This is a genomic window from Bradyrhizobium sp. ISRA436 (genome assembly GCF_029910015.1).
In the GTDB taxonomy this organism is placed as follows: Bacteria; Pseudomonadota; Alphaproteobacteria; order Rhizobiales; family Xanthobacteraceae; genus Bradyrhizobium.
The window spans coordinates 1,175,064-1,196,931 of sequence record NZ_CP094519.1; the positions used below are offsets into that span (position 1 = coordinate 1,175,064).

Here is a 21,868-nt window from a genome sequence, read left to right on the forward strand (position 1 = left end):
CCCCAAGGGAGACCAGGGATGACCATCAAGACCAGATTGTTGTGCGTGATTGCCGTATCGGGTTTCGCAGCGTTCGCGGCGAGCGCGCCAGCGCATGCCCTGACCATGCAGGAGTGCAGCGCCAAGTACAAGGCCGCCAAGGCCGACGGCACCCTCAACGGCGAGAAGTGGAATGATTTCCGCAAGACCCAGTGCGGCGCCGACGCAGCCCCGGCTGCGGCACCCGCCGCGCCGCCTCCGGCTGCCGCCGCGCCCGCGCCGGCCGCGCCGAAGCAAGCCAAGCGGGAGGCCGCTCCCGCCGCGGCACCGGCAATGCCCGCAGGTCAGGCGGTGTTTCCGAACGCCGTCGATCCCAAATACTCCAAGGAGTCCGAGGGCAAGGCGCGTATGCACACCTGCGTCGACCAGTACAAGGCCAACAAGGCCACCGGCGGCAATGGCGGCTTGAAGTGGATCCAGAAGGGCGGCGGCTATTACAGCGAATGCAACAAGCGCCTGAAGGGCGCAGCCTGAGCTCGCATATCGACGTTGAAGAGCGGCCGGCACCACGTCGGCCGCTTTTTTATGGCTTTTATGACTCGTCCGTTATGGCCCGTCGTCGAGCAGCTTGTCCGCCGATTTGGCCAGCAGTTGCGCCCGCCCGCGCGGGCCGCGTTCGAGAAACAGCAGGCTCTGGCCGAAGATGAAGCAGTAGAACAGGAAGGCCTTGGCGTCGGCCTGTTCAGCCGAAAGTCCGGTCGCGCGATAGAGCTGTCCGACATTCTTCAGCCGCGCGGCATCGACGCTGGCGACCGCGCTCGCCGCGGCCTCGCCGGTGCGTGCCCACTGGCGGATCGCAAGCTCGATCGCCATCGCTTCGGTGTTCATGTGCTCGGAATAGAGCGTGATGATCGCCTTCAGCCGCTCGCGCGCGGTCGCGCCGTCGAGCGCGGTGTGCTTCTCGATCGTGGCGATGCGGCCGTCGCGCCAGCGCGACAGCATGGCCTCGAGCAGCGCGGCGCGATCCCTGAAGCGGCGGTAGAAGCCGCCCTTGGTGACGCCGAGATTCTTCGCCAGCACCTCGACCCGCACGCCGTCGACGCCGGAGCGCGCGAGCTCGGCAAAGCCGGCGGCAACCCAGACATCGCTCTTGCCTTCGGTCATCTCGTCTCCAGCGCGGGGCCTTGTGATACGGTACCGTATTGCTAGCCTGTCTGGCCGCTGATACGCTACCGTATCAAAATGAAAAACGGGAACGGCACGATGGAAGGCGAGGCGACCTATTGCGGCACGGTCTATCCCTGGCATTGCGATCACGTCGGCCACATGAACGTCATGTGGTACGTCGGCAAGTTCGACGAGGCGAGCTGGAACATGTTCGCGCGGCTCGGCCTGACGCCGGGCTATCTGCGGGAGTCCGGCCGCGGCATGGCCGCCGTGCAGCAGAACATCTCCTACAAGCGCGAGCTGCTCGCCGGCGATATCGTCGAGGTCAAGAGCCGGGTCCTTGAATTCCGCGACAAGTCGATCCGCCTGCTGCACGAGATGCGCAATGCCGAAACCGGCGAGGTTGCCGCGACCTGCGAGATCACGGCCGTGCACATGGATCGCGCCGCGCGCAAGTCGGCGCCGTTCGCGCCGGCGATCCACTACACCGCGATGCAGCACCTGGTCCCGTCAGACCCAACGCCTGCGTGACCGTCATGCCGTCCTTCCAGCCGAAAAACCCGGACTATCGCGCCGTCGCGGTTGATATGTTCAGGCGCCAGCGCGCGATGCAGACGCTCGGCATCTCGATCGCGTGCATGGAGCCCGGCGAGGTCGAGCTCGCGATGCCCTATTTGGCCGACTTCACCCAGCAGAACGGGTTCGTGCATGCCGGCATCATCACGGCGGGTCTCGACAATGCCTGCGGCGTCGCCGCCTTCACGCTGATGCCCGCCGGCTCTGATATTCTGACGGTGGAGTTCAAGACCAATCTGCTGGCGCCGGCCAGGGGCGAGCGCTTCGCCTTTCGCGCCCATGTGGTCAAGCCCGGCCGCACGCTGACGTTTTGCGAAGCCGGGGCCTATGCGCTCAACGACGGCGCCGAGTCGCTGGTCGCGACCATGACCGGCACGTTGATGGCGCTGCCGCGGCGGGAGTAATTAAGCCAAGCGCGAGAATCCATTTCCGTCATGCCCGCGCAAAGGCTTCGCCTTTGTCGCTGGAGGAGCCGCAGAGCGGCGCCTCGAAGCGTCCGGCCGTCCCGAAAGATGGATTGCTTCGTCGCTGACGCTCCTCGCAATGACGCAGCTGTGTACACTGCGATGCATTGACAAGCTCCGGCCGCGGCGACCTGATAGGCGGATCGCGGGGACGCCTCTCGCATGATTGCCAGCCTCAGCTTGATCCTGCTCTGCCAACTGATCGGCGAAGTCGCGGTGCGCGCGCTTGGCGCGCCGGTGCCGGGCCCGGTGGTCGGCCTGATGCTGCTGTTGTTGCTGTTGCTTGCGCGCGACCGTTTTCCGGCGTTTGCGCGCGGGCCGCTTCGCGACGACGGCGTCGAGAGCACGAGTCGCGTGATGCTGGCCAATCTCTCGCTGCTGTTCATCCCGGCCGGCGTCGGCGTGGTGCAGAAGCTGGATTTGCTCGCCGAGCACGGCGTCGCGATCCTGGCGATCCTCGCGGTATCGGTCATCATCACGCTGCTGGCGACGGTCGCGACCTTCGTCGCGGCCAGCAGCTTGCTGTCAGGCGGCGAGGACAAACCGTGAGCGACAATCCATTCTCGCTCTGGGTTTATCTCTCGCAGTCGCCGCTGCTGTGGCTGACGGTGACGCTGCTGACCTATGCGGCGGCCGATGCGGTGTCGCTCAGGACGCGCCGCCACCCGCTCGCCAATCCCGTGCTGCATTCGGTGTGGATCATCGGCGTCTTCCTGCTGCTGACGAAGACCTCCTACACCACCTATTTTGCCGGCGCGCAGTTCGTGCATTTCCTGCTCGGTCCCGCCACCGTCGCGCTCGCGGTGCCGCTGTACGAGAACCGCCGGCGGGTCGCCGCCGCGATCCTGCCGATGCTGGTGGCGCTCGCGGTCGGCTCGATCACGGCGATCGTCTCCGTCGTGCTGCTGGCGCAGGCCTTCGGCCTGCCGCGCGAGGTCATCCTGTCGCTGGCGCCGAAGTCGGTGACGGCGGGCGTCGCCATGGGTATCAGCGAATCCCTGCACGCCGATCCGTCGCTGACCGCGGTGTCGGTCATCCTCACCGGCATCATGGGGGCGGTCGCGGTGACGCCGCTGATGAACCTGACCGGCGTCACTGATTATCGCGCCCGTGGCTTTGCGGTCGGCATCGCCGCGCATGGCATCGGCACCGCGCGCGCCTTCCAGGTCGACGAGGTCGCCGGTGTCTTCGCCGGCGTCGCGATGAGCCTGAATGCCCTGGTCACCGCGCTGCTGGTGCCGCTCGCCGTGACATTTCTGGTGCATTAATGGCAGTTGCAGTGCAGTTTTGTGCTATGAGCGTGGCGTCAGGCAGCAAATCCTTCTAGGATCGCGGCCTCAAACGCGAGTCTGCTCCCCTTGGTCTTCTCCGCAACGCAAAGTGCGCTTGGACTGGCATCGGGCATGCTGGTCGGTTTTTCGCTCGGCCTGGTCGGCGGGGGTGGATCGATCCTGGCGGTGCCGCTGATGGTCTATGTGGTCGGCGTGCCCGAGCCGCATGTCGCGATCGGCACGTCGGCGATCGCGGTCGCTGCCAATGCCGCGATCAATCTCTCCAACCATGCCCGCGGCGGCACGGTGATCTGGTCTTGCGCGATCGTGTTCGCGCTCGCCGGCATGTGTGGTGCATTCGGCGGATCGATCCTCGGCAAGATGCTCGACGGGCAGAGGCTGCTCGCGCTGTTTGCGCTGGTGATGCTGGTGATCGCCGCCCTGATGCTGAAGGTCCGCGCGCGGGTCGGAGTGACCGATGTCAAGTTCAGCATGGACAACATGCCGGCGATCGTCGGCCTCGGGCTTGCGACCGGCACCATGTCGGGCTTTTTCGGCATCGGCGGTGGCTTCCTGATCGTGCCGGCCCTGATGCTGGCGACCGGCATGCCGATCATGAACGCGGTCAGCTCCTCGCTGGTCGCCGTCACCGCCTTCGGCATGACGACGGCGTTGAGCTATGCATGGTCCGGGCTGGTGTCGTGGGGGCTGGCGGCGCTATTCGTCGCGGGCGGCATCGCCGGGGGGGTGGTGGGAACGCGCAGCGCCCGGCACCTGTCGGTACGCCGCGGTGCGCTCAATATCGTATTCGCGACTGTCATTATCGTGGTGGCAATCTATATGCTGGTGCGTAACATCCACGGGTCCTGAGCGTAGGAACGAAGGGCCCCCCGCGAAAGCCAGATATGAACAGCTTGACGAGACCATCCGTGATCACCCCCACCCGCCGCGACGCGCTTGGCCTGTTCGGTGCCGGCGTCGCCCTGCTGGCCGCGGGAGCCGCCCGTGCCGAGGAAGAAGAGAAGGTCCTGACCGAAGCGCAGGTGCTGCGCGACCCGGATATCCCGGTGGCGGGCAATCCCGACGGCGACATCACCATCGTCGAATGGTTCGACTACAACTGCCCGTATTGCCGCAAGCTCGAACCGGAGCTGCGCCAGGTGGTGCAGGACGACGGCAAGGTCCGGCTGGTGCTGAAGGACTGGCCGATCCTGGGGCCGGTGTCCAAGGTTGCCGCGCGGATGGCGCTCGCCGCGCGTTACCAGAACAAATTCCTGGTCGCGCATGAGGCGATGATGGCGGTCAATTCGCGCATCACCGAGCCGCGCGTCAGCGAATTGCTCTCGGGCGCCGGCCTCGACGTGGATCGCCTCAACAAGGATCTCAACGCCAACGCGAAGGCGATCGACGCGGTGCTCGCGCGCAACAACGAGCAGGCGGAAGCCTTCGGATTCAACGGCACGCCGTCCTTCATCGTCGGCAAATATCGCGTGCCCGGCGTGCTCACGATGAATCAGTTCGAGCAGGCCATCGCCGACGCCCGCAAGGCGAATATGGGCCGCAAGATCGAGAAGAACTAAACCCGTCGCAATGAGTCACGGCCTCTTCCGTAGGGGAGAGGCCGGTTGCTGTGGGGCGTTCCGGATAAGGCCTTACTTCGATGCGACCTTGGTCCATTCCTCATGGGCCCGCGCCTTCAGCGCGTTCCAGTCCTGAGCCGCGACATCCCAATTGACGAGCGTCCGGTTTTCCTGCGCCACCTGTCCGTTCGCCACGCTCGATGTCTGCATGGAATCGTAGACATAGACGCCGCCGACCAGTAGCAGCGCGCCCAAGATCATTCCGAAAAAGGTCTGCATCACGAGTCCTCCGGTGTTGGCGGATAACGTCGAGGCGGAGGGGATGGTTCCGGGGCAGCGGCACGAGGCGTTCCGATGGCGAAATGGTGGCGGCCGCCAGATCATCCGTTCAGCCACTGCAATATCTCGCCGTTGATCTCGCGGGGATAGGCGTGGCTGAGATCGTCAAGCTCGCGATAGATCACCCTGGCGCCGGCGGCCGAGAGCAGTCCCTGGGTCTGCCGTGCGGTCTGCACCGGAAACATCCAGTCGAGCCGGCCATGGGTGATGAAGATCGGCAAGCTCCGTAAGCGGTCCGCGTCGGCGATCTCCGCCATCAGCGGATGGAAAGTTGCTGCAACGGGAGCAAGATGCGTGAAGCGCGAGGCGCCGTCGAGGCCGGTGACGTAGCTGAACGTGCCGCCGTCGCTCATGCCGGTCAGCACCATGCGCGTCTCGTCGATCCGCCAGCGTTCACGCACCTGGTCGAGAATGCGGTTGAGGTTCGGCGTATCGCTGTCGTTGCCCATCAGCGCCCAGGTCGATCCCGTCGCGGTCGGCGCGACCAGGATGGCGCCGCGGCTACGGGCATCGCGCAGCCAGCTCCACAGGAAACCGCGGCCGTTGCCGCTGCCGCCGTGCAGCGCCATCACCAGCGGCCAGGCGCGATCGGGCGTATAATATTCCGGCACGTACATCGAGAAGCCGCCGCGGCTGCCGGGTTCGTTGCGCTCGTGAAACATGCCGGTGTTCTCATTGGGCGCGGCCGCGAGCGTGGCCTGCAGCTCGGCGTCCTCGCGCAATTCCGGCGCGATGAAGAATCCGCTCACCGGCGGCAGCTCGGTGAGCGGATAGAGCGCCTCTTGCGCCCGCGGCAAATAGCGCAGCGCGCGGAACACGCTGACGAGATCGCCCTCGCCGTTCTGCACCGCGCGCAGGCCCGCATAGCCCGCCAGCGCGGCATCGATTGCGGCTTCGAGCGCCGTCTTGATGTGCGCGAATTTTTCCGGCCAGTCGGCGAGCCGCGGCCGCACCGCCTGCAAAGCTTCGTCGGGTTCGCCCGCGATTTGCATCACGCGGCCGAAATCCGGCGGGTTGAGATTGCGCGCGACGAAGGACAACGATTCCAGCGTCTGCAACAGCGGTGGCAGCACGGCCACCATGTCGTCCACCACGGCCTCGCTCATCGCCGTTGTCCTTCTTGGTTGCTAGAGCGTGAGAGGATGAGGGTGAGGTGCAGCCACACGGGGACCGCACTCCCTCTCCCGCTTGCGGGGGAGGGCCGGGGTTGGGGGTGTTGCCGCGAGCGAGAATCTTTGAGTGGAGAGAGCCCCACCCGTATCGCATCTACGATGCGATGCGACCTAAGAGCGAGCTTCGCTCGTCTCGACCCCGTAAGCGGGAGAGGTGGTGCGAGCCCGTGGATAGTATCATTCATCCGAAATTGCGCTTCAGTGCAGCCTCGGCGCCTTCAACAGCCTGGTGCGGTCGATCGAGGTCAGCGTCACGTCGAAGGTGACGCCCTCGTGGTAGACGGTCAGCGGCACGTCGACGCCGGCGGAGCCGAGCGACCACAGCGTGCGGTAGAAGTCGGTCTGGCTCGTCATCTTCTCGCCTGCGACCGCCAGGATCACGTCGCCGGTCTTCAATTCGGCGCGCGCCGCCGGTCCCTTGCCGGCGATGCCGACCACGACGACGCGGTTGTCGATCTCGGTCGTGTACATGCCGAGCCAGGGGCGCGCCGGCTTGTTGACGCGGCCGAATTTGCGCAGATCGTTCAGCACCGGATTCAAGAGGTCGATCGGCACGATCATGTTGACGTGCTCTGCCCGGCCCGAGCGCTCGCGTTCGAGCTGCAGCGAGCCGATGCCGAGCAGCTCGCCGGTATCGGAGATCAGCCCGGTGCCGCCCCAGTTCGGATGCGCCGGATGAGTGAAGATCGCCTCGTCGAGCAGATATTCCCAGTAGCCGGCGAATTCCTGCTTCGCCGCAATCTGGCTTGCGACCGAGCGCGTGCGTCCGCCGGCGCCGCCGACCACGACATTGTCGCCGATCCGCGTGGCCGCGGACGAGCCGATCGGCAGCGGGTCGAGATCGAGCCGGCCGAGGGCCTGCACCAGGCCGAAGCCGGATTCGAAATCGAAGCCGAGCGCATGTCCCTCGACCGCACGGCCGTCGCCGAGATGCAGCCACACCGCTTCGGCTTCCGTGATCAGGTAGCCGATCGTCAGCACCAGCCCGTCGTCGATCAGAACGCCATTGCCGGCGCGCTCGGTGCCGAGCGTCTCGGCGCTGAAGGCGTCAGGCGGAATGATCGAATGCAGGCCGACCACGCTCGTCAGCGCGCGATCGAGATCGAAGCGATAATCTTCGGAGCGAGGCTGAAAGGCCGGCGGCACTTTCCATTCGGTCAATGAAGGCATGAAGGATCTCCTGGCGTGGAGGGCGAAGGAACCTGAAGTAAATCCGAGGTTCTGCCGGCAGAGAAGATGAAAAGATATACCTTAAGCGGCCGCCTGCACAGCTCATGTGGCGTGCAGGCGGGCCCCTCGCAAGATGAATTGAACTCAATTGCTCCTTGACGGCTTGCGCGCCGGCATGATGCGGAACGCGCGGTCCTCCTTGATCCAGGTGGCGCGCTCGTCGCGCAGCAGCGTGCGGCGGACTTTTCCGGAATCGTCGCGCAGCGGCGCGCCAACGCGCTCAAAACTTTCCGGATGCTTGTAGCGGCTCAGCCGGTCGCTCAGGAAGTCGCCCATGCCGTCGGCGATCTTTTGCGCATCCGCGTCGTCGGCGAGCTCGAGGATCGCGTGCACGCGCTGGCCGAATTCCGGATCGGGCAGGCCGACCACGACGCAGGAGCGCACCTCGGGATGCGCGCTCACCGCGGCCTCGACCTCGGCCGGATAGATGTTGGCGCCGCCGCGCAGCACCATGTCGGCGAGACGGTCGCCGAGATAGAGATAGCCTTCCTCGTCGAGCCGGCCGATGTCGCCGAGCGATTCCCAGCCGTCGGGCCGTCGCTTCGGCGCAGCACCGAGATAGTGATAGGTGGTGCCGGCGCCGTCATTGGGCAGGAAGTAGATCTCGCCGGTCTCGCCGGGTGCTACGTCGTTGCCGTCCTCGCCGATGATGCGCAGCTTCGCGGTCTCGCCGATCTTGCCGACCGAGCCCTTGTGCGCCAGCCATTCGACGCCCGAGATCACGCACGCGCCTTGCCGCTCGGTGCCGCCATAGAGCTCCCAGATTCGCTCCGGCCCGAGCCATTCGATCCACTTCTCCTTCAGCCAGGGCGGCATCGGGGCCGCCATGTGAAACGCGATCTGCAGGCTGGAGACGTCGTAGCGGTTGCGCACCTCCTCGGGCAGCGCCCAGATCCGGTGCATCATGGTCGGCACGAAGTTCACCCATTGCACGCGCTCGCGCTCGATCAGCCGCAGCGTCTCCTCGGCGTCGAACTTCACCATGCCGGTCAGCCGTCCGCCGCCGAACAGCGCATAATGCGACAGGATGAACGGCGCGTTGTGATAGAGCGGCCCCGGATTCAGCAGCGATGCCTCCAGGGGAATCCCGAGCGGCAGCGGCGTCGTAGTGTCGATCACGGCGGGGCCGTGATCGAGGATCACCTTCGGTCGTCCCGTCGAGCCGCCGCTCGTCATCGCCTTCCAGTAGCGCGCGATCGGAGCGGTCAGCGGCTCATCGGAAAATCCTTCCGGCACGAAATTCGCCGGCAGCGAATTCGGCGCATTCCAGTCGGCCTCGCCGCCGACCACCAGCGCGGGCTTGAGAATGTCGAGCACCGCGGCGGCCTCGCCGCGCGGCAGCCGCCACGACAGCGAGGTCGGGGTCGCGCCGCATTTCCATACCGCAAAGCTGGTCTCGAAAAAGGCGTTGCTGTTAGGTAGCCCGATCGCGACGAAGTCGCCGGGCTTGACGCCCTTGGCGGCAAAGGCGCGCGCTCGCGCATTCGCCCGGCGCTCGAGCTGCTCCCAGGTCAGCGCGTCCTGGCCGTGACTGACGGCGATGGCAGCCGCGGGTTTACGTTCGGCATACCAGCGCGGCACGTCGGCGAGGGGGATCAGCATGGGTCGTTTCCGTCGAAAGAGGCGTCTTGAAGCCGCTCTTGTTGCAGGGGATGTGGCTCGTGCCACGGCGGCACTTCATCAACAGTGCCGTCACCGAGTCAAGTTGAAGGTTTCCGACGCGACCGGTATCCCGCTGATGCAATTGCGGAATCCTTGTTGCTTAAAGGCCGTGTCAAGATTCCGGTAAAGTTCAAGCGATCGCGCTAAGCCGGACTTTACGGGGAGGGCGGCATTGTGGCGTGAGCGGTTGAGCGCCGAACGGCCAGCGCGTTACGCGACGCGCGCGGCGCCCAACGTCCTCAAGGGGCACGACGATGGCGAGCAACGGGGCACGGGTGAAGGTCAGTCGCGAGCCGCGACGCCAGCTCAACAAGCGCGCGGCCTGGATCACGGTCGACGACGGCGCGACCGAGAGCGAATGCGCTGTCGTCGACGTCTCGCCTGGCGGCGCCAAGATCGTGAGCGAGGTGGTGTTCGACGTGAAGGACCGGCTCGCGCTGACGCTGCTCGCCGATCACTCCAAGCGCTATGCCTGCGAGGTGGTGTGGCGCCGCGGCAAGACCTACGGGCTCAAATTCGTTGTCGCGGAGCCGGCGGATGAAGCGCTCGCTGAGCCTGCCGGCGCGGCAGGCACCAAGTCCTGACGGGACGAGACGTCCGCCCTTCGGAGCTCGTGCAGACACGCGCTCCGCTACTCTCAGAAAAAAGAAATGCCGCCGGCCCTCGATGTGAAGGCCGGCGGGGGACATCTTGCGACTCGATCACCTCTGGCCGACGCTCTTCGCCGCCTGCGCATGCCGGCGCCGGGTCGGATTCATCACCGTCAAGGGTCGCACGCTGACGTTGCTCTCCGAGCGGTTCATCGAATACGCGCCCGCAAGGTCGCCGGTTCGGACACCGGCCGCAAGCCGACGCGGCGGCGTTGACCTCTCCTCCTAAACGGGCCCTGAACTTCGCGTTTACCACTCCTCTAAAGGCCGTGAGAACCAGTTTCCGTAATCGCCTGGCAACGGCCTCCTGCTATTGAAAGAAAAGGAAAAGAGAGAACGACCTGTGTTCGGCACTGTTCGGATCCTCGTCTCGATCGCCTGTGCCTATGCAGGATCTGCGGTTGCGGAAATGCGGATTGACGGCTTCCGGTCTTCACAAGCGGTCCAGGTCCATGACTGAGCATCATCCGGTCGCGCCAGAGCACGCGCGCGCCATCTGCGAAGAGATCGGCGAGAGACTGCGCTATGCTCTGCGAGGCGATTACGCCGATTTACCGCCAAGGCTGCGAGAACTCATGGACCAGCTCTCTCGGCAGGATTGTGATGCTCCATTGCTGGTACCCGCGATGGAGGACATGACGCGACCGCTGGTAGAAGCAGCCTAGGTTTTGGCTCATTGCTGGACGATCAAGGCTGGCGGCCGAGTGGGCAGCACCGGTCCGCGTCCGACCGGGGAAACGAACATCATTCGTATCTTTATCGCTTTTGAACAAGGCTGGTACCCTCGCCCAAGGGCCGCTGACCTTGCACGGACATGACCCTGGCCGTCGCGACGCGCTACGCACTGCTTCGTGCATTGCGCAAATGCGTGAGTCGGCATGACCATTTGTTGCCTTCATTTCGGCACTTATGGGGTGGAAGCTGACTGGTACGTCAGGGATGTCATGGCGGCCACCGCAGAGGGTGCCAGCAATTGACGGTTCGGACTCACGAGAGTTTGGAAGACGTGGATTTGCGTAACTTCGCCCGCGTCGTTTCAGCCTGCACGTTAGGGCTCTGGGCGTTTGCAGCAGGTCTGCTGATCGGCACCTTTTTGTTTTCGTGATCGAAGCGCGGCTCCGCGCATGCATGCCTACGGCGTGCGTTAGACGCGATCCCGTACGTCGCATACTCCTGAGCGCGTCGATCAGCAGCGGGGCGCGCCCGTAGTGCGTAGCCCATAGTGCGTAGCGGCGGGTTAGCCGAAGGCGTAACCCGCCGCGCCGATTGCGGCACAGGCAGTGGGTTAGGCTTCGCCAACCCGCTCTACGCGTCTGCAACCAACTGCGACAATTCAACCCGACGGGCAATTCGGCAAAACCAGTCAAGCCCTCGCATCAAAAATATTTCTGTTTTCCAGAAGCGCAACTCGATGTATGAATAGCCCGTCTCACCCGCTTGAGGGGCGCTTCGCGATCGTCACGAGTGTTGGGTCGAGATGCGGTGGACGCCGATGTCACGGCTGACGAGCGTGGCAGATAGCGGACGGTGAAGTCGTGCAGGCCTGACGCCCTAGTGGCAGGTGTCTCATCAGCAGGAGGCAAGGTCTCTCGCGGATGACGGTGACAACAAAGCCCAGTCTCGCCGGGGAGAGCACGTATAAGCCGTAAACCATCGCGCAGGGAAAGCCGGGATTGCTCCGGTTTCACCTGTGGTCCTACCTCCCGTGCTTTCCATTTGCACGGGACCCATGGGTGCGATCGGCACCCGGCTTTCCCTGCGCCCTCTGATCAAGAGAGGGCGGAACGAGATGCAAAGCTCGGACAAAACATGTCGCGAGGATGCGGACTCACATCCTTTCGGATATCTGAAATTTGAATCTGAAGATCACCCGCCGTCATTGCGAGCGAAGCGAAGCAATCCATTCTTCCGTGCGTGCGGAGAGATGGATTGCTTCGTCGCTTCGCTCCTCGCAATGACTGGGCTTGGCATCTGAGCGCGGGTCCAACCTCACGGCGTCCACGCCATCCTCAGCACCGGCCGTCCCGAGGTCGGGTTGACGTCCTCGCCGGCATGCACGAAGCCGTTGCGTTGGTAGAAGCGGATGGCGCGGGCGTTGTCCTTGTTGACCAGCAAGGTAACGCCTTTGGGCGACAGGCGCTTGGCCTCGTCGACCAGCGCGCTTGCGAGCGGCGAGCCCCAGTGACCGGGATCGACCACGAGCTGATCGAGATAGCCTTGCTTGTCGATGGTAACGAAGCCGGTCAGCGCGCCGTTCTGCTCGGCGACGACGATCGCAGCGTTCGGCACCAGCTCGTTGCGCCAGCGCTCGCGCCACCACGCCACGCGCGCGTTGAAGTCGATCGACGGATAGGCCTGTTGCCAGGTCTCGCGCCACAGCTCGATCGCGGCGTCCTCGTCCGCCGCGCGATAGGGGCGAAGTTGCAAGGGCGCGTTCATTGGAACACAATCGTCATGCCCGAGCAAAAGCGAGACGCGTATCTTCGCGCAGATGTCCCGGGTATTCACGTCTTCCTTTCGGTGGCTCATCAAGACGTGGATGGCCGGGACGGGCGCGGCCATGACGATGCCTTGGCAGGAACGCCATGGCCATTGTCATTTCTCCGTCAGCTTCAGCTCGATGCGGCGGTTGCGCCTGTAGGCGTCGTCGTTCTGCCCGGTGTCGAGCGGCTGGAATTCGCCGAAGCCGGCGGCGACGAGGCGCTGCGGCGGCACGCCGAGCGACACCAGATACTGCACCACCGAGATCGCGCGCGCCGCGGACAGCTCCCAGTTCGATTTGAACACCGGGCTGTTGATAGGCCGCACGTCGGTGTGGCCGTCGACGCGCAGCACCCAGGGAATCTCGCTCGGGATCTTCTTGTCGATATCGATCAGCGCGCTGGCCACCGTCTCGAGCTCGGTCTTGCCCTCGGGCAGCAGCGTCGCCTGTCCGGTGTCGAAGAACACTTCCGACTGGAACACGAAGCGGTCGCCGACGATGCGGATATCGGGGCGGTTGCCAAGGATCGTGCGCAGGCGGCCGAAGAACTCGGAGCGGTACTTCGACAATTCCTGCACCCGCTGCGCCAGCGCGACGTTCAGGCGCTGGCCGAGATCGGTGATGCGGTTTTGCGATTCCTTGTCGCGCTTCTCGGACGCGTCGAGCGCCTCTTCCAGGGCGGCGAGCTGGCGGCGCAGCGCGCTGATCTGCTGGTTCAGCACCTCGATCTGCGCCATCGCGCGCGCGGAGACGCCCTTCTCGGATTCCAGCGCCTTGTTGAGCTCGTTGGCGCGGCCCTGCGCGTCGTTGCCGGAGCTCGCAAGCCCCTCATAGAGCCCCTTCATGCGGTCGCGCTCGCCCTCGGCGGTGGCGAGGCTGGCGCGCAACTGTGCCATCTGGTCGTCGAGGTTGAGCTTGCCGAGCTTCTCCATCGACAAGAGCTCGTTGAGCTGGGCGATCTTGGCGTTGAGCTGTTCCAGCGCCTTGTCCTTGCCGGTGACCTCCTGCGACAGGAAGAACTGCACCACCAGGAACACCGTGAGCAGGAACACGATCGACAGCACCAGCGTCGACAGCGCGTCGACAAAGCCGGGCCAGTAATTGAAGGCGGATTCGCTGCGGCGTGCGCGGGCAAGGGCCATGGGCTTGCTCTCTGGCTAACTCTTCTCGGGCTGGCGGGCGAGGCGCTCGAGCAGGCGCTTGATCTCGCGGTTCTGCTCGCCCTGGCCGTCGGCCCATTCCCGGATCATCTGTTGCTCGGTGCGCATATGCGCAACCAGTCCCTGGATCGCTTCGGCGAGATTGGCCATCGCGGCCGTGCTGCCGCGGCTGCCGCCGCCCTCTTCGACCGCGGCGCGCAGCCGGTCGATCGCGCCCTGCAACTCGCCGCCGACGGCGCCCTCCTCGCCGGAAATGCCGCGCACGGTGGTCGCGAGCCAGTCCTCGAGGTCGGTGTAGAAGCGGTTCTGCGCCTGGCTCGATTGCAGATCGAGGAACCCGAGGATCAGCGAGCCGGCGAGGCCGAACAGCGAGGACGAGAACGAAATGCCCATGCCGCCGAGCGGGGCGGCAAGGCCTTCCTTCAGCGCGTCGAACAGCGCGCCGGCTTCGCCGCCGACCTTGAGACTGTCGATCACCTTGCCGACCGAGCCCACCGTCTCGATCAGGCCCCAGAAGGTGCCGAGCAGGCCGAGGAACACGAGCAGGCCGGTCATGTAGCGCGAAATGTCGCGGGCCTCGTCGAGGCGGGTCGCGATCGAATCGAGCAGATGCCGCATGGTCTGCGGCGTGATGCTCATCCGGCCGGTGCGCTCGCCGCCGAGGATCGCGGCCATCGGGGCCAGCAACTTCGGGCGGCGGTCGATCGCAAGGCCGGGATCGGCGATGCGGAAATTGTTGACCCAGGCGACTTCCGGATAGAGCCGGATCACCTGCCGGAACGCCAGGATGATGCCGATCAGGAGCACCGCGCCGATCAGGGCGTTCAGCCCGGGATTGGCGAAGAAGGCGGTGACGATCTGCTTGTACAGCACGACCCCGACCAGGCCGCAGAGCACCAGAAACACCAGCATCCGCACCAGGAAGATCCGGGGCGACGACAGTTTGCTCAGTTCGATCTCCATGTCGGAGCGGGAAGGGGGCATTGCCGGGTCATCCGTTCGCGAAGGCCGCATCTGCGATCAATATGGCACAGCGGCGGAGGGAGGAAAGTGAGGAAAGCCGCATCCGGGCCACGAAGGGGAATTCTTCGGTTGAAGGCGGCCTTTCGCACACACCTCAAGAAAGGAGTCCCGGCTGCTCGCGCACGTCCTCGGGCATTGCGCAGATCGCACGCCCGTCGGAGCGCAGGGGCGGCGCTCGTGCGGTTTGCACCGTCCGATGAGCGGACGAAGCGATTCGGCACAAAGTTGCGGCATGCCGCCGTCGCGCGCCCGCGATTGCCGTGTTCCCGCGCACGCATTCCTTAACGGAGTCCCACAGCTTGCGATGGAACCTTGCTCACAATCCGGTGACTCGACAAAAGATGCCGCAGATTCAGGGCGATAGGCTTGTGTGACAATGAGCCGCCAGCGGAATGCATTGCGTTGCAGCAAGCAGATTTTATTTTCTCCCGTCATCGAAGCGGTGTCGACGCGGCACCGCCGTTTCTGTGTTCATACCAATCAGGGGGCGACTTTCCGATGTCTGGACTTCGCGCGCAATCGGCATGCATTGCGTTGATGCTGGCCGTGGCGGCGCCACTGCTTGCAGGCTGCGACGAACCGAACACCGCGGCCGCCGCCGCGCCGCCCCCCGAGCCGGACGTCAGCGTCGTCACCGTGCAGCAGCAGGCGCGCGCGATGGTGCGCGAGCTGCCGGGCCGCATCGCGCCCACCCGCGTCTCGGACGTGCGGCCGCGCGTCTCCGGCATCATCGTCAACCGCATGTTCCACCAGGGCAGCGAGGTCAAGGCCGGCGATCCGCTCTACCAGATCGATCCGCGCCCGTTTGAGGTCGAAGTGCAATCGACCGAGGCCGCGCTGTCGCGCGCCAAGGCGGTGCTCGAGCAGGCCTCGTTGCAGGCCCGCCGCATCGCGACCCTGACCCACCAGCGCGCGACCTCCGAGGCCGAGAACGAGAAGGCGATCGCCAACCTGAAGCAGGCCGAAGCCGACGTTCAGGGCCGCGAGGCCGAAGTCGCGCGCGCCAAGCTCAACCTTGATTATGCGACAATCCGCGCGCCGATCGACGGCACCATCGGCGCGGCGCTGGTCTCCGAGGGCGCGCTCGTCGTGCAGAACGACGCGTCGAGCCTGGCGACCATCCAGCAGCTCGACCCGATCTATGCCGACTTCCAGCAGTCGGCCAGCGAGATGAATCAGCTCCGCCGCGCCTTCGAGAACGGCGATCTCGACCGCATCGCGCCCGATGCGCTGAAGGTCCGCCTCGTGCTCGACGACGGCTCGATCTACCCGCTGCCGGGCAAGCTGTTGTTTTCCGACGCCAAAGTCGACGCCTATACCGGCCAGGTGACGCTGCGCGGCGAGTTCCCGAATCCGCATCGGGTCCTGTTGCCCGGCATGTATGTCCGGGTGCAGATCGAACAGGGCATCGACTCCGACGCCATCGCCGTGCCGGAGCAGGCGATCCAGCGCAATGGCGGCGGCGGCAGCGAGGTCTACGTCGTCAAGGCTGACAATCACGTCGCGGTCCAGTCGGTGCGCACCGGCTCGTTGCAGGGTGGTCAGTGGTTCGTTACCGATGGTCTGAAGGCCGGCGACAAGGTCGTGGTGGAGGGTTTCCAGAAATTCGCCGCGGGCGACAAGGTGCGACCGCATCTCTGGAAGCAGGTCGATGCGTCGGCCGAAACCGCGACGGACGCGCAGCAAGCCGCTCACGTCCAGCGGTGATCGTTCATGCCTAGCTTCTTCATCGACAGGCCGATCTTCGCCTGGGTCGTCGCGCTGTTCATCTGTCTGATCGGCGCGATCTCGATCCCGCTGCTCGCGGTCGCGCAATACCCGATCATCGCGCCGCCCTCGATCTCGATCTCGACCAGCTATCCCGGCGCGTCGCCCGAGAACCTCTACAACAGCGTAACGCGGCTGATCGAGGAGGAGCTCAACGGCGCCGCCAACATCCTGAACTTCGAATCGACCAGCGACTCGCTCGGCCAGGTCGAGATCATCGCCAACTTCAAGCCGGGCACCGACACCAGCCAGGCCTCGGTCGAGGTGCAGAACCGCCTCAAGCGCGTTGAGGCGCGGCTGCCGCGCGCCGTGATCCAGCAGGGCATCCTGGTCGAGGAAGCCTCCTCCGCCGTTCTGCAGATCATCACGCTGAATTCGACCGACGGGAGCCTCGACGAGGTCGGCCTCGGCGACTTCATGATCCGCAACGTGCTGGGCGAGATCCGTCGCATCCCCGGCGTTGGCCGCGCCACGCTCTATTCGACCGAGCGGAGTCTGCGCATCTGGATCGATCCGGCCAAGCTGGTCGGCTATGGCCTCAGTGCGGATGACGTCAACCGGGCGATCTCGGCACAGAACGCCCAGGTTGCTTCGGGCAGCATCGGCGCCGAGCCGAGCACCGACACGCAGAAGATCTCCGCGCTGGTGCTGGTGAAGGGCCAACTGTCCTCGCCCGACGAGTTCGGCGCGATCATCCTGCGCGCCAATAATGACGGTTCGACGGTCCGCCTGCGCGACGTCGCGCGGATCGAGATCGGCGGCCTCAGCTACCAGTTCAACACGCGCCTGAATGGCAAGCCGACCGCGGGCCTTTCCGTGCTGCTGTCGCCGAAGGGCAACGCGCTGGCGACCGCGAGCGCGGTCGAGGCCAAGATGAAGGAGCTGTCGCGCTTCTTCCCGGCCAATATCAGCTACGACATTCCCTACAACATCACGCCGGTGGTCGAGGCCTCGATCAAGAAGGTGCTGATGACGCTGGTCGAGGCGGTGGTGCTGGTCTTCATCGTGATGTTCCTGTTCCTGCAGAACATCCGCTACACTATCATTCCGACCATCGTGGTTCCGGTGGCGCTGCTCGGCGCCTGCGCCACGCTGATGATCGCGGGCTTCTCGATCAACATGCTGACCATGTTCGGCATGGTGCTGGCGGTCGGCATCCTCGTCGACGACGCCATCGTCGTGGTCGAGAACGTCGAGCGTATCATGGCCGAGGAGGGCCTGCCGCCGAAGGAAGCGACCAAGAAGGCGATGTCACAGATCACAGGCGCCATCATCGGCATCACGCTGGTGTTGATGGCGGTGTTCGTGCCGATGGCGTTCTTCCCGGGCTCGGTCGGCATCATCTACCGCCAGTTCTCGGTCACCATGGTCGCGGCGATCGCCTTCTCGGCGCTGCTCGCGCTGTCGCTGACGCCGGCGCTGTGCGCGACGCTGCTCAAGCCGGTGCAGAAGGGCCACGGCCATGCCCGCAAGGGCGTGTTCGGCTGGTTCAACCGCGTGCTCGACACCAGCCGCGCCGGTTATACGCGCACCGTGCAGGGTTCGCTGAAGCGCACCGGCCGCCTGATGCTGATCTACGCCGCGCTGTTCGCAGGCGTCGCTTACGGCTTCGTGCGGCTGCCCGGCGGCTTCCTGCCGGTCGACGACCAGAGCTTCATCACGACCGACGTGCAGACGCCGTCGGAGTCGTCCTATGCGCGCACCGAATCCGCGGTCGAGAAGGTTGAAAAATATCTGCTCGAGCGCGACGGCATCGAGAACGTGACGTTCCTCACCGGCTTCAGCTTCCTCGGCCAGGGCATGAATACCGCGCAGGCCTTCATCACCCTGAAGGACTGGTCGGAGCGGGGTGCGAAGGATTCCGCGGCCGCCATCGTCACCGACATCAACCGCGAGCTGTCGTCGATCCGCGACGCCAGGATCTCGGCGCTCCAGCCGCCGCCGATCGACAATCTCGGCAACTCCTCGGGCTTCTCATTTCGCCTGCAGGACCGCGGCCAGAAGGGCTATGCGGCGCTGATCGCAGCCTCCGACCGCCTGGTCGCCGAAGCCAATGCCAGCCCGATCCTGCAGAAGGTCTATGTCGAAGGCCTGCCGCCGGCGCCGCAGGTCAATCTGGTGATCGACCGCGAGAAGGCGGGCGCGTTTGGCGTCACCTTCGAGGATATCAACAACACGATCTCGACCAATCTCGGCTCGAATTACATCAACGACTTCCCGAACCGCGGGCGCATGCAGCGCGTCATCGTGCAGGCCGACAAGACCAGCCGCATGAACGCGGACGACATCCTGAACTACAACGTCAAGAACAGCCGCGGCCAGCTAGTGCCCTTCTCGGCCTTCGCGACCATCGAGTGGTCGAAGGGGCCGACGCAGATCGCGGGCTTCAACTACTATCCAGCGGTGCGCATCTCCGGCGAGGCGCGGCCGGGCTTCACCTCGGGCGACGCGATCGCCGAGATGGAACGGCTCGCCGACAAGCTGCCGCGCGGCTTCGGCTATGAATGGACCGGCCAGTCGCTGCAGGAGAAGCTGTCGGGCTCGCAGGCGCCGTTCCTGCTGGCGCTGTCGGTGCTGGTGGTGTTCCTGCTGCTCGCCGCGCTCTATGAGAGCTGGACCATTCCGCTCGCGGTGCTGCTCACCGTGCCGCTCGGCATTCTCGGTGCGGTGGTGGCGGCGACGTTGCGCGGCCTGCCCAACGACGTCTATTTCACCGTCGGCCTGATCACCATCATCGGTCTTGCCGCCAAGGACGCGATCCTGATCATCGAGTTCGCCAAGGACCTGCGCGCGCAGGGGAGGCCGCTGGTCGAGGCGACGGTGGAGGCGTGCAGCCTGCGCTTCCGCCCGATCCTGATGACGGGCCTTGCCTTCGTCTGCGGCGTGCTGCCGATGGCGATTGCCACCGGTGCCGGCGGCGCCAGCCAGCAGGCGCTCGGCACATCGGTGATGGGCGGCATGATCGCCGTCGTCATCCTGGCGCTGCTGCTGGTCCCGGTGTTCTTCGTCACCGTGCAACGCGTGCTGGCGGGCGACCGGGAGAAGGCGACGGAGAAGGGTGAGGCGTATCGTCCGCCGGCGCCGGCCAAGCCCTAACTCGTCATGTCCCGCGAAGGCGGGGCATCCAGTATTCTGTGACGTGAGGGCCAGGCAGTTACGGCGGCCGCGGGGTACTGGATCATCCGCTTTCGCGGATGATGACAGTGAGTACGCTGCTTCACTGCCCGAGCGGTTTCAGGATCTTGATCAGCTCGCCGTGCACAAACTCGTTGCCGCACACGACGTGCCCGGTCTGCAGCGGGTCGTCATTGCCCTGGATGCCGGAGACGGTGCCGCCGGCCTCCCTGACCATGATCTGGCCGGCCGCGATGTCCCAGGCATTGAGGTTGCGTTCCCAATAGCCGTCGAGCCGGCCGGCGGCGACGAAAGCGAGATCGAGCGAGGCGGCGCCGAAACGGCGGAAGCCCGCGACCTTGGTCTGCAGCGCGGCCATCTCGTGCAGCGCCAGCTGGTGATTGCCGCGGCCGATATGCGGCAGCCCGCAGGCGATCACGCATTCGTTGAGCTGGCGACGGCCGGCGACGCGCAGCCGCTGGTCGTTGAGGAAGGCGCCCTTGCCGCGCTCGGCGATATAGAGCTCGTCATTGGCGGGGTTGTAGATCACGCCCGCGATCACCGTGCCCTCCCGCGCCAGCGCGATCGAGATCGCGAATTGCGGAATGCCGTGCAGGAAGTTGGTGGTGCCGTCGAGCGGATCGACGATCCATGTATGGCTCTTGTCGGTGCCTTCGCGCTTGCCGCCTTCCTCGCCGAGGAAACCGTAGCCGGGACGCGCCTTGGCGAGGTCGGTGTAGAGCATCTCCTCGGCGCGCTTGTCGGCCAGCGAGACGAAATTCGCCGGCCCCTTCATCGACACCTGGAGGTGCTCGATCTCGCCGAGGTCGTGTTTGAGGCTGCGGCCGGCACGCCGCGCGGCCTTGACCATGACATTGATGAGGGCGGAGTAGAGCATGATGGAAGCTGGTGGCTCTCAAGCATTGGAAATCAATCAGGCAGCATACGCAAAACCCTGCCCGTCATCCTGAGGAGCGCGGAACGCGCGTCTCGAAGGACGACGGCCCGGTCCGGGGCCGTGCATCCTTCGAGCTTCGCCCAGCGGCGCAATTGCGCAGCAAGGCGCGCACCTCAGGATGACGGGGAACGGCCTGCGGCGCCGGAGGCTTGCGACTGGGTGCCCTCTGGAGCGCTCGCCGTCAAGGCGTCATTTGACGTTGTTTCCGATCCATTTCCGGGCGGCTGCCTCGCCTTTGGCGCGGTCCTCCGGGGACATATCGGCGAGGATGTCGTCGAGGTCGGGGTCGCCCTTGCCGGCGGTCTTGGCGACCAGGTGCCATTTCAGCGCCTCGACCTTGTCCATCGGCGCGCCCGCGCCGGTCGCCAGCACGTGGGCGAGGCGGTTTTGCGCGATCGCGCTGTTCTGCCGGGCCGCCTTGCGCAGCAGCGCCACCGCGGCCGGCACGTTTCGCGGCGTGCCGGTGCCATTGTAGAGCGCGATGGCATATTCGACCTCGGCGTCGACATTGTCGGCGAGCGACGCGGCCTGCAGCAGCCGTGCGGCCTTTTCGAGGTCCTTCGGCACCCCCGTGCCTTCCTTGTAGAAGGTGGCGAGCGCGTATTGCGCTTCCGGATTGCCGGCGTCCGCCGCCATGCGCAGCAACTCGGCGGAGCGCTTGAGGTCCTGGGGCAGGGTCTGGCCGTCGAGATAGAGCAGCGCGAGATTGTAGGCCGCCTTGGGCTCGCCGAGCTTGGCCGCCGAGGCCAGCAGCTTGACCGCGGAATCCTTGTCGATCGGGCCGCCGCGGCCCGCGATCTTCATCATGGCGAGCGCGAACATCGCCTCGCGATCCCCGGCATCCGACGCGCGCTTGTACCACTCGTCGGCCTTGACGTAGTCGCGCTTGACGCCGAGCCCGTTGGCGTAGAGCTCGCCGAGCATCGTCATCGCCTTGGGATCGTTGTTGTACTGCGCGCGCGCGGTCGCCAGGTCGAACGTGGTCTTGTACAGCCCGCGCTGATACGCGCCGTAGACCAGGTCGACGTTGGGATCCTCGAAGGCCTGCGTCGGGGTCGGCGAGGGTGTCGGGGTCGGCGTTGCAGTAGCCGCAGGCTTCGGCGCGGGCTTCTTGGCGACCGGCGAATGGACGTTCGGCTTGTGCTCCTTCGGGGCCTCCTTCTTTGGCGCCGGCGTCTGCTGCGCCGGGGGCGTGATCGACAACTGTGCCACCGCGCCGCTCGCCAGCATCGTGCAGCCGAGCGCAACACCTATCGGACGCAGGCGCTTCATTC

General features: G+C 65.4%; 20 protein-coding genes. 10 read left to right on the top strand and 10 right to left on the bottom strand.

Features of this window, described 5'->3' with window-relative positions; genetic code table 11:
- The first annotated feature begins 18 nt into the window (after positions 1-18).
- Entirely contained in the window at positions 19-513 is a 495-nt protein-coding gene (locus tag MTX23_RS05580) for a hypothetical protein (RefSeq protein WP_280975630.1), read from the top strand.
- Positions 514-585: 72 nt separating this feature from the next.
- Here MTX23_RS05580 and MTX23_RS05585 read toward each other — a convergent pair whose 3' ends face one another.
- Complete coding sequence (locus MTX23_RS05585; protein WP_280975631.1) at positions 586-1,143, bottom strand: TetR/AcrR family transcriptional regulator; 558 nt, start codon at positions 1,141-1,143, stop codon at positions 586-588.
- Between the two features lie 99 nt (positions 1,144-1,242).
- On the opposite strand from MTX23_RS05585, the gene MTX23_RS05590 reads away from it, so the two are divergent.
- The 6 genes from MTX23_RS05590 to MTX23_RS05615 all read left to right on the top strand — a co-directional run bounded on the left by MTX23_RS05590 (position 1,243) and on the right by MTX23_RS05615 (position 5,037).
- Positions 1,243-1,677, top strand: coding sequence for an acyl-CoA thioesterase (locus MTX23_RS05590; protein WP_280977979.1), 435 nt, complete (start codon positions 1,243-1,245; stop codon positions 1,675-1,677).
- A 5-nt stretch (positions 1,678-1,682) separates the two neighbouring features.
- A complete protein-coding gene (locus MTX23_RS05595; RefSeq protein WP_280975632.1) occupies positions 1,683-2,126 on the top strand; it encodes a PaaI family thioesterase in 444 nt (147 codons plus the stop codon).
- Between the two features lie 222 nt (positions 2,127-2,348).
- A complete protein-coding gene (locus MTX23_RS05600; RefSeq protein ID WP_280975633.1) occupies positions 2,349-2,735 on the top strand; it encodes a CidA/LrgA family protein in 387 nt (128 codons plus the stop codon).
- The gene (locus MTX23_RS05605; protein WP_280975634.1) at positions 2,732-3,454 is read left to right on the top strand and encodes an LrgB family protein; all 723 of its coding nucleotides are present in this window, start codon (positions 2,732-2,734) and stop codon (positions 3,452-3,454) included. The genes MTX23_RS05600 and MTX23_RS05605 overlap by 4 nt, the downstream gene beginning before the upstream one ends.
- A gap of 135 nt (positions 3,455-3,589) precedes the next feature.
- Positions 3,590-4,327 carry a sulfite exporter TauE/SafE family protein gene (locus MTX23_RS05610; RefSeq protein ID WP_280975635.1) on the top strand — a complete coding sequence of 246 codons (738 nt, stop codon included), beginning with the start codon at positions 3,590-3,592 and terminating at the stop codon, positions 4,325-4,327.
- A 35-nt stretch (positions 4,328-4,362) separates the two neighbouring features.
- Entirely contained in the window at positions 4,363-5,037 is a 675-nt protein-coding gene (locus MTX23_RS05615) for a DsbA family protein (RefSeq protein WP_280975636.1), read from the top strand.
- A gap of 72 nt (positions 5,038-5,109) precedes the next feature.
- Here MTX23_RS05615 and MTX23_RS05620 read toward each other — a convergent pair whose 3' ends face one another.
- From MTX23_RS05620 to MTX23_RS05635, 4 genes are all read right to left on the bottom strand, one after another.
- Complete coding sequence (locus tag MTX23_RS05620) at positions 5,110-5,316, bottom strand: hypothetical protein (RefSeq protein ID WP_280975637.1); 207 nt, start codon at positions 5,314-5,316, stop codon at positions 5,110-5,112.
- 101 nt (positions 5,317-5,417) lie between these two features.
- Positions 5,418-6,482 carry a phospholipase gene (locus tag MTX23_RS05625; RefSeq protein WP_280975638.1) on the bottom strand — a complete coding sequence of 355 codons (1,065 nt, stop codon included), beginning with the start codon at positions 6,480-6,482 and terminating at the stop codon, positions 5,418-5,420.
- A 264-nt stretch (positions 6,483-6,746) separates the two neighbouring features.
- Positions 6,747-7,718 (bottom strand): S1C family serine protease, encoded by a 972-nt coding sequence (locus MTX23_RS05630; protein ID WP_280975640.1) that lies wholly within the window; start codon positions 7,716-7,718, stop codon positions 6,747-6,749.
- Positions 7,719-7,862: 144 nt separating this feature from the next.
- Entirely contained in the window at positions 7,863-9,380 is a 1,518-nt protein-coding gene (locus MTX23_RS05635) for an AMP-binding protein (RefSeq protein WP_280975641.1), read from the bottom strand.
- Between the two features lie 314 nt (positions 9,381-9,694).
- Between MTX23_RS05635 and MTX23_RS05640 the strand changes: the two genes are divergently transcribed.
- The gene (locus tag MTX23_RS05640; protein ID WP_280975643.1) at positions 9,695-10,024 is read left to right on the top strand and encodes a PilZ domain-containing protein; all 330 of its coding nucleotides are present in this window, start codon (positions 9,695-9,697) and stop codon (positions 10,022-10,024) included.
- Between the two features lie 2,055 nt (positions 10,025-12,079).
- On the opposite strand, the gene MTX23_RS05645 is transcribed toward MTX23_RS05640, so the two are convergent.
- The 3 genes from MTX23_RS05645 to MTX23_RS05655 all read right to left on the bottom strand — a co-directional run bounded on the left by MTX23_RS05645 (position 12,080) and on the right by MTX23_RS05655 (position 14,716).
- A complete protein-coding gene (locus MTX23_RS05645; RefSeq protein ID WP_280975644.1) occupies positions 12,080-12,529 on the bottom strand; it encodes a GNAT family N-acetyltransferase in 450 nt (149 codons plus the stop codon).
- 156 nt (positions 12,530-12,685) lie between these two features.
- A complete protein-coding gene (locus MTX23_RS05650; RefSeq protein ID WP_280975645.1) occupies positions 12,686-13,714 on the bottom strand; it encodes a peptidoglycan -binding protein in 1,029 nt (342 codons plus the stop codon).
- A 15-nt stretch (positions 13,715-13,729) separates the two neighbouring features.
- A complete protein-coding gene (locus MTX23_RS05655; protein ID WP_280975646.1) occupies positions 13,730-14,716 on the bottom strand; it encodes a flagellar motor protein MotA in 987 nt (328 codons plus the stop codon).
- 537 nt (positions 14,717-15,253) lie between these two features.
- On the opposite strand from MTX23_RS05655, the gene MTX23_RS05660 reads away from it, so the two are divergent.
- Entirely contained in the window at positions 15,254-16,462 is a 1,209-nt protein-coding gene (locus MTX23_RS05660; protein ID WP_280975647.1) for an efflux RND transporter periplasmic adaptor subunit, read from the top strand.
- A 6-nt stretch (positions 16,463-16,468) separates the two neighbouring features.
- Positions 16,469-19,618 (top strand): multidrug efflux RND transporter permease subunit, encoded by a 3,150-nt coding sequence (locus MTX23_RS05665; protein WP_280975648.1) that lies wholly within the window; start codon positions 16,469-16,471, stop codon positions 19,616-19,618.
- Between the two features lie 121 nt (positions 19,619-19,739).
- On the opposite strand, the gene MTX23_RS05670 is transcribed toward MTX23_RS05665, so the two are convergent.
- Positions 19,740-20,534 (bottom strand): inositol monophosphatase family protein, encoded by a 795-nt coding sequence (locus tag MTX23_RS05670; RefSeq protein ID WP_280975649.1) that lies wholly within the window; start codon positions 20,532-20,534, stop codon positions 19,740-19,742.
- 249 nt (positions 20,535-20,783) lie between these two features.
- On the bottom strand, positions 20,784-21,866 hold the full coding sequence (locus MTX23_RS05675) for a tetratricopeptide repeat protein (protein ID WP_280975650.1): 1,083 nt from the start codon (positions 21,864-21,866) through the stop codon (positions 20,784-20,786).
- Between the last annotated feature and the right edge of the window lie 2 nt (positions 21,867-21,868).